This is a genomic window from Paraburkholderia sp., from assembly GCF_036488795.1.
Taxonomy (GTDB): domain Bacteria; phylum Pseudomonadota; class Gammaproteobacteria; order Burkholderiales; family Burkholderiaceae; genus Paraburkholderia.
In genome coordinates this window covers 70,271-82,119 of record NZ_DASXHA010000113.1, presented here as the reverse complement: position 1 = coordinate 82,119, position 11,849 = coordinate 70,271, and the positions used below count along the sequence as shown (strand labels likewise).

Genomic DNA, 11,849 nt, shown 5'->3' with positions numbered 1-11,849 from the left:
ATTTCATTTTGGCTTGATGAGGTGTGGGGATTTTTTTTGCCTGCGCGTTTGGGTCGGAGTGCCTGGTTTTTTGGGTGTTGCTTGATTTGCTTCTGGTTTGTTGGGGTTGGGTTTTGGTTGTTTGCCTGCGGTGCTGTTTGCTCGCGGCGTTGGCCTTGCCTTGATTTTTTGCTTGCCTACGGCGTTGGCCTTTCCTTGTATTCTTAGTGGTCTATTAGCTTCGCCCCTGTGCGGGGCGGCACTTACTTTCTTTGCCGCCGCAAAGAAAGTAAGCAAAGAAAGCGGGCTTCCAACCGCTAGCCCATAAGTGTCCATCTCTGTCGTGTACCGGAAACGGCCCAACACGAGATCCGCCCTCGTACAGTATGCCTGCATGACAAAGCACTCATCCGCTCCAGCGTCGCGCTCCGCGCCCCGCCGCCGGGCATAACCGTCCTTCTGCCAGAGCTGGTGGGTTGGCCGTGCGCGACCCAGCAGGCGGCAGGCGGCCAGCCGGGCTACAAACAATTGGCAAATACGCGGCAGCCCAGTGACAACCCGGCGGCAAATGGGAGTGAGCCGCACAACCCGCGAAGACGCACCCGCTTTCCCATGCGACCCCATCCGCGACGCACGAAGTGCGGAGTGGGATGAATGAGTGCCTTGTCACTGAGACGAGTTGCGCGAGGGACGGTCTCGTCTCGGACCCATGCCGCGTGAGTGGCGAGGTGGACACCTACTGGCTGGCGGTTGGAAGCCCGCTTTCTTTGCCTACTTTCTTTGCGGCGGCAAAGAAAGTAGGTGCCGCCCCGCACAGGGGCGAAGCTAATAGACCACTAACAAATCAAGGAAAGGCCAACGCCGTAGGCAAACAGTCAAACAGCGAAGCCAACAGAAAAAAAGCAGAACAAGGCCAACGTCGTTAGGTAACCAGCGCCGCAGGCAAAAAAACCTCAAACCGCCATGGCCATCCGCTTCCTCTCCCCCCGCTGCATAAAATAATTGCCAACGATCACACCGACCGTGACCACCGCAATAAACAACGTAGCAAGCGCATTCATCTCCGGATTCAACCCAAGCCTCACACGGGAGAAAACAACAAGAGGCAAGGTAGTCGACCCAGGCCCGGACAAAAACGCAGACAACACGAGATCGTCGATCGACAAAGTGAAGGACAACAGCCACCCGGCAACCAGCGCTTGCGAAATCAACGGCAACGTAATGAAGAAAAACACCCGCAACGGCGTAGCCCCGAGATCGAGTGCCGCTTCCTCCAGTGAAGGATGCAACTCCCGAACCCGCGACTGCACGATGATCGCCACGTAAGAAATACACAGCATCACATGCCCGATCCAGATCGTGAACACGCCACGACCGGCCGGCCATCCAAGCCACTTCGCCATTTCGATGAACAGCAGCAGCAGCGAGATCCCCTGAATCACCTCAGGAATGACCAGCGGCGCATTGATCATCCCGGTGTACAGGGTAAAGCCGCGAAAGCGCCCCATCCGAGCCAGCACAAACCCCGCCCATGTGCCAATGAACACCGACGCAAACGCCGTCATCAAACCAATGCGCAACGACAACCAGGCCGCCGCAATCAGCTCGTCGTCCTGCAGCAACGCCGCATACCAGCGCGTCGAAAAATGCGTCCACACCGTCACCAGTTGCGACTCGTTGAACGAGTACACCACCAGGCTCACAATCGGGATATACAGGAACAGAAAGCCAATCCCGAGCGCCACGATCTGCAAAATGCGATTCGGCTTCATCAGCGCCTTTCCTCCAGCGTCTTCGCCTGCGCATACTGGAAGAACGCCATCGGCACCAGCAGCAGCAACACCATCGCGCACGTCACCGCAGAGGCCATCGGCCAGTCCGCGTTGTCAAAGAACTCATTCCACATCACCCGGCCAATCATCAGCGTGTTCGCGCCGCCCAGCAGTTCCGGAATCACGTACTCGCCCACTGCCGGAATGAACACCAGCAGGCAGCCGGCAATAATGCCGTTCTTCGACAGCGGCAAGGTGATCTGCCAGAACGCCTTCCATGGCTTCGCGCCCAGGTCGTAGGCGGCTTCCAGCAATGTGATGTCCATCTTCACCAGGTGCGCGTAGAGCGGCATCACGAGAAACGGCAAATACGAATACACCATGCCGATATAAACCGCCGTGTTGGTGTGATACAGCTCGATCGGCGTATGAATCAGCCCGATCGACATCAGGAAATTATTCAGCAAGCCGTTGTTCTTCAGAATGCCGATCCACGCATACACGCGGATCAGGAACGACGTCCAGAACGGCAGCATCACCGCCATCATCAGGATGTTGCGCGTGGCCGGATTCGAGCGTGCAATGTAGTACGCCATCGGGTAGCCGAGCAGCAGGCAAAACAGCGTCGACACCGCGGCCACCACCACCGAATTCACATAGGTCGCGAAGTACAGGCTGTCGGTCAACAGAAACGCGTAGTGCGACAGGTCCAGCGCGATATGCACCACGCCGTCCTGGAAGCTCGTGAGTTCCGTGTACGGCGGAATGCCCAGTTGCAGGTCGGCGAAACTGATCTTCACCACCAGCAGGAACGGCGCGAGGAAAAACAGCAGCAACCAGACGAACGGCCCGGCCACCACAGCCGTGCGGCCCGTCAGACCGAAACGGCGCACGGGCCAGGTCGCAAAAGAGCTCAGCGCGCGTTTCATGACGTCAGCACCACACCGGCAGAAGCACTCCAGCGGACATAGACTTCGTCGCCCCACGTGGGCGGGTCGATCTCGGAGAGCGCGAGACTCGTGACGTTCGCCACGACCGTCTTGCCGCCGTCCAGCTTCACGTGATACAGCGAGTAGCCGCCCATGTAAGCAATATTCGTGACGACGCCCTTGCCCCAGTTGAAGGCACCTTCGGGCGGCTTGCGCGTCAGCGCAATGCGCTCGGGACGCACGGAAATAGTCACCGGCATGCCGAGCGGTCCGGTGATGCCGTGATTCACGTACAGCCGTACCGGCAGATCATTGGTCTCGATGAAGACGTGGTCCGGCTCGTCTTCCACCACGTTGCCGTCGAACAGATTGGTCGAGCCGATGAACTCCGCCGAGAAACGGCTATTCGGGAACTCGTACACTTCGTGCGGCGTACCGAGCTGCACGATCTCGCCTTCGCTCATGACGGCGAGCCGGCTCGCCATCGTCATCGCCTCTTCCTGATCGTGCGTCACCATGATGCAGGTCACGCCGACCTTGTCGAGAATGTTGACCAGCTCGATCTGCGTGCGCTGACGAATCTGCTTGTCGAGCGCGGACATCGGCTCGTCGAGCAGCAGCAGCTTGGGCCGCTTGATCAGACTGCGCGCGAGCGCCACCCGCTGCTGCTGCCCGCCCGACAACTGGTGCGGCTTGCGTTTGGCAAAGCGCCCCATCTGCACGAGGTCCAGCACGGCTTGCACGCGCTCCTTGAGTTCGGCCTTCGCGACGCCTTCCTGCTTCAGGCCGAAAGCGACGTTCGCCTCGACCGTCATATGCGGAAACAGCGCGTACGACTGGAACATCATGTTGACCGGCCGACGATACGGCGGCAGTTGCGCGAGGTCCTCGCCGTCGATCAGGATCTTGCCTGAGCTCACGCTCTCGAGGCCGGCCAGCATCCGCAACAGCGTGGACTTGCCGCAGCCGGAACTGCCGAGCAGCGCGAACAGTTCGCCCTTCTTCACCGACAGGTTCACCTGCTTGACCGCCACCGTCTCGCCGAACTTCTTGACGACATCGACGATCTGCACGAAGTTTTCCGCTGCATCGCCTGCAACGGCATGGTTGCCCGAGGGCGTTGCGCGGACCCCTGCCAGCGCACCCGACTGGTCACTGCTCATGATTTGCTGCTTCACTCTAGCGTTTGACGAACAAAGCCCCCGGTGAACACCGGGGGCTTCATGATGAGGCTCAACTGCCGGTCACCGCGGCGACGGGCATTAACGGCCGGACTTGAACTCGGTCCACAGCCGCGTCTGCAGGCGCTGGATTTCCGGCGGCAACGGCTTGAGCAGGAACAGCGTCTTGATGACGTCTTGCGGCGGGTACACGGCCGGGTCATCGGCCACGTCCTTATCCACGTACTTGCGCGCTTTGAGGTTCGCGCTCGGATAGTAGACCTCGTTGGTGATCGCGGCGTGAACCTGCGGCGTCTCGATGTAGTTGATCCACTCGAGCGCGGCTTCCTTGTTCTTCGCGTCCTTGGGAATGGCCATCACGTCGAACCACACGGGTGCGCCGCCCTTCGGAATGTAGTACTCGATCTTATACAGCTTCTTCGCTTCGACCGCGCGATGCTTGGCGATCACCACGTCGCCCGACCAGCCGTACGCGAAGCACACGTCGCCACCCACCAGGTCGTTGATGTAGCCCGACGAGTTGAACTGCGTGATGTACGGGCGGATCTTCTTCATCATGTCGAGCGCGGCGCGATAGTCGGCCGGGTTCGTGCTCATCGGATCCTTGCCGATGTAGTGCAGCGCCGCGGCGAACATCTGGTCAGGCGCATCGAGCACCGACACCCCGCACGCCTTCAGCTTCGAAATGTTCTCCGGCTTGAAGAGGATGTCCCAGTTGTTGAGCGGCACGTCCTTGCCGAGGATCTGCTGGACCTTGGTCACGTTGTAACCGAGACCGGTCGTCCCGTAAGCCCAGGGCACCGTGTACTTGTTGCCCGGATCCGCGCCGGCGACGAGCGCCATCAGCGACGGATCGAGATACTTGAGGTTGGGCAGCTTCGATTTGTCGAGCGGGGCGAAGATGCCCGCCGCAATCTGCTTGCCGGCGTAGTTGCTGGTCGGGACGACGATGTCATAGCCGGAGTTGCCGGTCAGCAGCTTGGCCTGTAGCGTGTCGTCACTGTCGTAGTTGTCGTACTTGACCTGGACGCCGGTCTGCTTGGTGAAGTTCGGGATTGTGTCCTTGGCGATGTAGTCGGACCAGTTATACACATTCAATTGCGTATCCTTCGCCGCCGCCGTCAACCAAGGCGTGGCACACAGCACGAGTGCCGCCAGTTGGCCCACCACCAGTTTTTTCATCCCGTTCTCCGATCCTGGCCGGCTCCAGGCCGACCGTCCGCTCCATAGGCCACAGGACAACGCCTGCGCCTCCCCTAAAAGCCCGAAAACTACCACTAATTATTGCGCGCTTCAAAAAAAATACCAGGCTGTCGCACAAAGGGTACAGCCTGGATGGCGAGCGCATGCGAATCAGCATGCCACGCTGACACAAAATTGCGCGCAATTTTAGCGGGTTATGGCCGCCTGTCCACCTGGAAAAAAACTCACCGGGTGACGGTTTCCCGCCGGGTGCGGCTTTTTGCGGCATTTTCTGCCCGTAAGCAGGCCGCGGGTGTCAGGATCCATGCGTGGAGGCCGTGGGATATGGCAACGTGGATGCACCGCTGATCCATTCGAATAGCTTTCAACGGAATGCGACAAACGACGCGGTGCGGTGAAGCGGGTGGCGGGGAAACGGGACGGCGCCGGCAAAGACCCTGTTCGGTGGACGGCGAGCAGCCCTCGCGGCGGGATCGGTTAACATAGCGGCACTTCCCGGCTTCCCGCTCCAAGGTTTTCGATGGCATCGAATCTTCATGATCTCCCAGACAGCCCGTGCATCGGCGTGTGCTCAACCCTGTTCGATGAAGTCTGCAAGGGCTGTGGGCGCACAGCGACCGAAGTGTCCAACTGGGTCTTTCTGAGCGACGCGGAAAAGCAGGCGGTCTGGGTGCGCATCGAACAGGAAGGCACGGCCATGCGCTTCAAGAACGACAAGCTCTGACGCGCCTCGCCTTACGCGCGGCTGTCAAAACCGCATGCCGACGCCCAGCCCCACTACGACCGGGTCGATATTCAGCTTGCCCAGCGATTCGCCGCCGAGCGACGCATCCGTTCTCATCCAGATCTTCTTGATGTCCGCGTTGACGAACACCGACCGGGTGATCTGCACGTCGACACCCGCCTGCAGCGCGGGGCCAAAACTGTGATTGGAAATCGCAATCGGCTCACCGCCTGCGTGCAGGCCGTTGTTGTAGAACAGGGTGTAGTTCATACCCGCACCGAGATACGGCCGGACGCGCCCCTGGTGATTGAAGTGATACTGCAGCAGCAGCGTGGGCGGCAGCACGTTGACGCCGCCCAGATTGCCGAGACTCGACGTCAGCTGGTGCCGCGATGTGCCGAGAATCAGTTCGACACCGAGAGAGTCGCGGATCATATAAGTCAGATCCAGCTCGGGCACCGTTGCATTGTTGACGCCCACATTCAGCGCCGACAACGTGTTGTGCGTTTCCACGTTCGGAACGATGCTGATCGCGCGCAGGCGCACGAGCACGTCGCCTGCGTGGATGCCGCTCAGCGCGTCGTCGCCCACCGCGTAAGCTTGCGATGACGCGAGTGCCATGATGCCGCCCAGCAGGCACGATGCGATCACCGTCGCGTTGATTGCCTTTTTCAGTGTGTTTTTCATCGGATTCCCCGTTGTGTTGTCAGGTTGTTTCGGGGATTGTCGAAGCTCTCGTGCGCCGCGATGTTGACGCCCATCAATCTGGCGAGAACACCCAGCGCCCTGCGACAGCGGGTCGCGCCGTGCCGGTCAGCAACAATTCGATCAGATCGTGCACGCTGCGAATCGCGGTGCCGAACGGCAGCGCCTCGCGGCCGCGAAAAAACAGGCCGTTCGCCAAGTCACCGCGCAATGCCGCGGCGAGGCGCGTGTCGATACAGAAGTGTCCGAACTTTTCGATACCGTCGCGCAGACCGCACACACTCAGGCATTCGAGCGCGGTTGGGCAGACCGCTTTCAGCGCGCCGATCTTCTCGCGGATGCGCGTCTCATTGCGCAGATACCGCATGAGCCACGGCGTCTTCACGGCGCGCGCCGGCAGTCCGGTGACGCTGACGAACTCGACAATGTCCTCGGGCCGCGCCTCTGCCAGCACACGTTTGAAGTTGGGATGCGCGTCACCCTCTTCCGTAACGGCGAACGGCGTACCGATCTGCACGCCGTTCGCCCCCATGCTCAGGCATTCACGCACGGCCTCATGACTATTGATGCCGCCGGCGACGATCAGCGGTACGTCGTCGCGCCGCAAGCCCAGCGATGCAAACACCGGCTGCAGTTCCTCGAACACGCGTGCGAAGTCGAACCGTTCGTCGTGCATGTCGGCGAGGTTCGTCACCCCCAGATGGCCGCCCGCATGCGCCGGATGTTCGATCACGATCGCATCGGGCAAGCGGCCCTTCTTCAGCCACTTCTTCAGCACCAGGGCGATTCCGCGGCTATCCGAGAGAATCGGAATCAGCGCGATATCGTGGCCTTGGGTCAGATCGGGCAAATCGAGCGGCAGGCCCGCGCCCATCACGATCGCATCCGCGCCGCTTTCGCAGGCCACGCGCACATAGTCGGCGTGCGCCTTGACCGCTTTCATCACGTTGACGGCAATCATGCCGTGCCCTTCGCTCAACACGCGGGCTGCGTGGATCTCGCGTGCGAGCGCGGCGAGGTTGGCGCGCTCGAGCGTCGCGCGATCCGGCTGGGCGCGGCATTGCTCGATCAGGTCCGCGTGATGGTGACGCAGATCGATGCTGGCAATCGTGCCGAGTGCGCCCTCGCGCGCCACGCTGCCCGCGAGCCGATGCGCCGAGACGCCGACGCCCATGCCGCCCTGCACGATCGGCAACAGCTGACGGCCGCGAATCACGAGCGGAGCAAACGAATGAGTGGAGAACATGAGCTAGCCTGACGACGAGATAAAACGTCGATAGTGACCAATAGCGCGGCCGACGCCTTGCGGCACATCAACGAAAAAGAGCGTGCACCCTCGTGGATACACGCTCTTTTGAGCGACATCATGAGCGGCACGAAATCACCGCCCCTGGCACGCGCTTAGCGCGACATCATGTTCATGCTGACGTTGTGCATCACCCACATCGTGCCGCCGACCAGAATGACGGCGGCGAGCGCCGTATAGACGAGTGCCATCACGTTCCAGCGCTGCCCCGACGCCGCATTCAGGTGCAGAAAAAACACCAGATGCACGACGATCTGCACGAGTGCGAGACCGGCCAGCACGATCATGGCGGACTGCGGCGGCAAGATACCGTGCATCACCAGCCAGAACGACGCGGCGGTCAGCAGTACCGCCAGCACGAAGCCGACGAGATAGCCGCGCGCGCTGCCGTGCGACGCTTCTTCATGAAGCGAATGCGAATGAGCCATTTAGAGCACGCTCCCAAGATAGACAAACGTAAATACGCAGATCCACACAATATCCAGAAAGTGCCAGAAGAGACTCAGGCACGAAAGACGCGTGATCTCACGCTCCGACAGTTCGGGCTTGATGATGATCTGCACGGCCAGCACGACCATCCAGATCAGCCCCACCGTGACGTGCAAGCCGTGCGTGGCGACCAGCGTGAAGAACGACGACAGAAAAGCGCTGCGGCTCGGACCCGCGCCTTCTGCAAGCAAATGTGAAAACTCGTTCAGTTCAAACCAGAGAAACGTCGCGCCCAGCACGAAGGTAACTGCCAACCAGCCGAGCACGACGCCCGACTTCCGCTTGTGCGCGCCGAGCATTGCGAAGCCATAGGTGATGCTGCTCAGCAGCAGCACCGCGGTTTCCATCGCAACACCGGGAATGTCGAACAGATCCTTGCCGGTCGGACCGCCCGCGAACTGGTGAGCCAGCACGGCGAAAGCCGCGAACAGCGAGGCAAACAGCACGCAGTCGGTCATCAGGTACAGCCAGAACCCGAACACCGAATGAGACGGAACGTGTTCGTGCTCCAGGTCGCCGAGTGCGGCGAAGTTAGTTTTTTGCAGCATCAGTTCACCTCCGCAACGTCCAGCGCACTTTCATGCTTCGGCTGGATGGCCACGCCGCGTTTCTCTTCGATTGCCCGGACTGTTTCGGCCGGGATGAAATAGCCGTCGTCGTCGCGGAAGCTGCGGCCGATCACCGTCGCCATGATGGCGAGCAGCGCGACGGCTGCGAGCCAGGTGATGTGCCACACACCGGCAAAGCCGAGCACGAGGGCGAACAACCCGATAAAGAACCCCGCGCTCGTATTCGACGGCATGTGGATGTCCCGATACTCCGCCACCTTGCCGAGCCCTTGCCCGGTTTCCTTCATGTGCGCGAATGCGTCGAGTTCATGCACTACCGGAATAGTCGCGAAGTTATAGACCGGCGGCGGCGACGAGGTGGCCCATTCGAGGGTGCGGCCATTCCACGGGTCACCCGTCACGTCGCGATACTCCGGCTTGTTGCGATTGCGCACGCTGACCACGACCTGCGTCACCTGGCAAACCACGCCCAGCGCGATCAGCGCCACGCCGCAGGCCGCGACAATCAGCCATGCATGCCACGCGGGATTGTCGTAATGGTTCAGACGGCGTGTCATGCCCATGAAACCCAGCACGTACAACGGCATGAACGACACGAAGAAGCCCACGAACCAGCACCAGAACGCAGCCTTGCCGAGCTTTTCGTTCAGCTTGAAACCGAACGCCTTCGGGAACCAGAAATGGAAGCCCGCCAGATAGCCGAACACCACGCCGCCGATGATCGCGTTATGGAAGTGCGCGATCAGGAACAGACTGTTGTGCAGCACGAAGTCCGCGCCCGGAATCGCCATCATCACACCGGTCATGCCGCCGATGGTGAACGTGATCATGAAGCCGATCGTCCACAGCACGGGCGCCGTGAATTCGAGGCGGCCGCGGTAGATCGTGAACAGCCAGTTGAAGATTTTCACGCCGGTCGGAATGGCGATGACCATGGTCATAATGCCGAAGAATGCGTTGACGTCGGCGCCGGAACCCATCGTGAAGAAGTGATGCAGCCACACGAGGAAGGCCAGCACTGTAATCACGCAGGTCGCATAAACCATCGTGCGGTAGCCGAACAGCGGCTTCTTCGCGAAGGTCGCAACGACTTCCGAATAGATACCGAACGCCGGCAGAACCAGAATGTAGACTTCAGGGTGACCCCATGCCCAGATCAGGTTCAGATACAGCATGGCGTTGCCGCCCGCCTCGTTCGTGAAGAAGTGCATGTCGAGGTAACGGTCCAGACCGAGCAGCGCAAGCGCGATGGTCAGAATCGGGAACGTCGCCATGATCAGCACGTTCGAGCACAATGCGGTCCACGTGAACACCGGCATCTTCATCAGCGTCATGCCGGGGGCACGCATCCTGATGATGGTCACGAAGAAGTTGATGGCCGTAATCAGCGTGCCGACGCCCGAGAGCTGCAGGCTCCAGATGTAGTAATCCACCCCCACACCCGGACTGAACTTCAGCTCCGACAACGGCGGATACGCGAGCCAGCCGGTCTGCGCAAACTCGCCAATCACGAGCGACAGGTTGATCAGGATCGCGCTGATCGCCGTCATCCAGAACGACAGCGAATTCAGGAATGGGAACGCCACGTCGCGCGCGCCGATCTGCAGCGGCACGATCAGGTTGAACAGGCCCACCATCAACGCCATCGCCATGAAGAAGATCATGATGACGCCGTGGGCCGTAAAGATCTGGTCGTAGTGATGCGGCGGCAGGTAACCTGGCGCATCAAAGGCCAATGCCTGTTGCAGGCGCATCATGACGGCGTCGACGAAGCCGCGCACCAGCATCAGCACCGCGACCACGATGTACATCACGCCGATGCGCTTGTGATCGACACTGGTGAGCCATTCGTGCCACAGCCATTTCCATTTGCCGAACCAGCTCAGCGCGCCGATACCCGCCAGCACCAGCAGCACCATCAGGGCGCCTGCGCCCATGATGATGGGCTGATCGAACGGAATTGCCGAAAGTGTCAGTTTTCCGAACATGTGTTACCCCTTCGTACCGCAATTGCTGTTCTGCAGATCGAGAACGTGGCCGTTGTTGTACTTCGCAATGATGTTGTGGAACAGCCTCGGATCGACCGACGAGAAGTACCGCACCGGGTCTTTCTCGCTCGGTTGCGCGACCGAGTTGTATTCGTTCATGTCGAGCTGACCGGGCGAGCCCTTGACCTTTTCCACCCAGGCATTGAATTGCTCGGGGCTCGTGGCAAGCGCGCGGAATTTCATGTCGGAGAAGCCCTTGCCGCTGAAGTTCGCGGAAACACCGGCGTAGTCGCCTGCCTCGTCCGCCACCAGATGCAAGCGCGTTTGCATGCCGGCCATCGCATAGATCTGACTGCCCAGCTGCGGAATGAAGAACGAGTTCATGACCGAGTCGGACGTGATCGTGAAGTTGACCGGCGTGCCTACCGGGAAGGCCAGTTGATTGACCGACGCAATGCCGAGATCCGGATAGATGAAAAGCCACTTCCAGTCGAGCGCGACGACTTCGACCTCGATGGGTTTCACTTCCGACTGGATGGGCCGGTACGGATCCAGTTCATGGGTGGTTTTCCAGGTCAATATGCCGAGACACAGAATGATGATGGAGGGCACGGTCCAGATCACCACTTCGATCGCCGTGGAGTGCGCCCATTTCGGCGCGTACTTTGCGCGGCGGTTGCTCGCGCGGTAGCGCCATGCAAACCATAGCGTCATCAGAATGACCGGCACGACGACGATGAGCATCGTGCAGGTTGCCGCGCCGATCAGCGACTTTTCCGCCGCGCCGATGCTGCCTTTGGGATCGAGCACCTCCAGCTGGCCGCACCCGGAAAGACATGCACTCAACGCGGCCCAGAAGGGTATCGACACCCTGTTAAGGACTCCCTTGTTCATCATATTTGCCTGCTTTTCATAGAACCATCCCCGAAACGGCTGCAGTTTCGCAACACACGAACCCACGCATGCAAATGCGTATGCCGGCGGATTCTACGAAAGATGGCTCA

11 protein-coding genes are annotated in these 11,849 nt (G+C 60.2%); 1 reads left to right on the top strand and 10 read right to left on the bottom strand.

The window, feature by feature from the left end; all coding sequences use genetic code 11:
* Window positions 1-932: 932 nt before the first annotated feature.
* The 4 genes from VGH41_RS16775 to VGH41_RS16760 all read right to left on the bottom strand — a co-directional run bounded on the left by VGH41_RS16775 (window position 933) and on the right by VGH41_RS16760 (window position 5,043).
* Entirely contained in the window at window positions 933-1,751 is an 819-nt protein-coding gene (locus VGH41_RS16775; RefSeq protein WP_331598619.1) for an ABC transporter permease subunit, read from the bottom strand.
* Window positions 1,751-2,680 (bottom strand): ABC transporter permease subunit, encoded by a 930-nt coding sequence (locus VGH41_RS16770; RefSeq protein ID WP_331598614.1) that lies wholly within the window; start codon window positions 2,678-2,680, stop codon window positions 1,751-1,753. The genes VGH41_RS16775 and VGH41_RS16770 overlap by 1 nt, the downstream gene beginning before the upstream one ends.
* Entirely contained in the window at window positions 2,677-3,843 is a 1,167-nt protein-coding gene (locus VGH41_RS16765; RefSeq protein WP_331598613.1) for an ABC transporter ATP-binding protein, read from the bottom strand. The genes VGH41_RS16770 and VGH41_RS16765 overlap by 4 nt, the downstream gene beginning before the upstream one ends.
* Window positions 3,844-3,942: 99 nt before the next feature.
* The gene (locus VGH41_RS16760) at window positions 3,943-5,043 is read right to left on the bottom strand and encodes a polyamine ABC transporter substrate-binding protein (protein WP_331598612.1); all 1,101 of its coding nucleotides are present in this window, start codon (window positions 5,041-5,043) and stop codon (window positions 3,943-3,945) included.
* A 541-nt stretch (window positions 5,044-5,584) separates the two neighbouring features.
* On the opposite strand from VGH41_RS16760, the gene VGH41_RS16755 reads away from it, so the two are divergent.
* Window positions 5,585-5,788 carry a DUF1289 domain-containing protein gene (locus tag VGH41_RS16755; RefSeq protein WP_331598611.1) on the top strand — a complete coding sequence of 68 codons (204 nt, stop codon included), beginning with the start codon at window positions 5,585-5,587 and terminating at the stop codon, window positions 5,786-5,788.
* 24 nt (window positions 5,789-5,812) lie between these two features.
* Here VGH41_RS16755 and VGH41_RS16750 read toward each other — a convergent pair whose 3' ends face one another.
* The 6 genes from VGH41_RS16750 to cyoA all read right to left on the bottom strand — a co-directional run bounded on the left by VGH41_RS16750 (window position 5,813) and on the right by cyoA (window position 11,742).
* Window positions 5,813-6,409 (bottom strand): OmpW/AlkL family protein, encoded by a 597-nt coding sequence (locus VGH41_RS16750; protein ID WP_414696674.1) that lies wholly within the window; start codon window positions 6,407-6,409, stop codon window positions 5,813-5,815.
* 139 nt (window positions 6,410-6,548) lie between these two features.
* On the bottom strand, window positions 6,549-7,739 hold the full coding sequence (locus VGH41_RS16745) for a nitronate monooxygenase family protein (protein ID WP_331598609.1): 1,191 nt from the start codon (window positions 7,737-7,739) through the stop codon (window positions 6,549-6,551).
* A gap of 155 nt (window positions 7,740-7,894) precedes the next feature.
* Entirely contained in the window at window positions 7,895-8,227 is a 333-nt protein-coding gene (gene cyoD / locus VGH41_RS16740) for a cytochrome o ubiquinol oxidase subunit IV (RefSeq protein WP_331598608.1), read from the bottom strand.
* Window positions 8,228-8,836 (bottom strand): cytochrome o ubiquinol oxidase subunit III, encoded by a 609-nt coding sequence (gene cyoC / locus VGH41_RS16735; protein WP_331598607.1) that lies wholly within the window; start codon window positions 8,834-8,836, stop codon window positions 8,228-8,230.
* The gene (cyoB, locus tag VGH41_RS16730) at window positions 8,836-10,845 is read right to left on the bottom strand and encodes a cytochrome o ubiquinol oxidase subunit I (protein WP_331598606.1); all 2,010 of its coding nucleotides are present in this window, start codon (window positions 10,843-10,845) and stop codon (window positions 8,836-8,838) included. Before cyoB ends, cyoC begins: the two co-directional genes overlap by 1 nt.
* Before the next feature lie 3 nt (window positions 10,846-10,848).
* The gene (gene cyoA / locus VGH41_RS16725; RefSeq protein ID WP_331598605.1) at window positions 10,849-11,742 is read right to left on the bottom strand and encodes a ubiquinol oxidase subunit II; all 894 of its coding nucleotides are present in this window, start codon (window positions 11,740-11,742) and stop codon (window positions 10,849-10,851) included.
* Window positions 11,743-11,849: the final 107 nt, after the last annotated feature.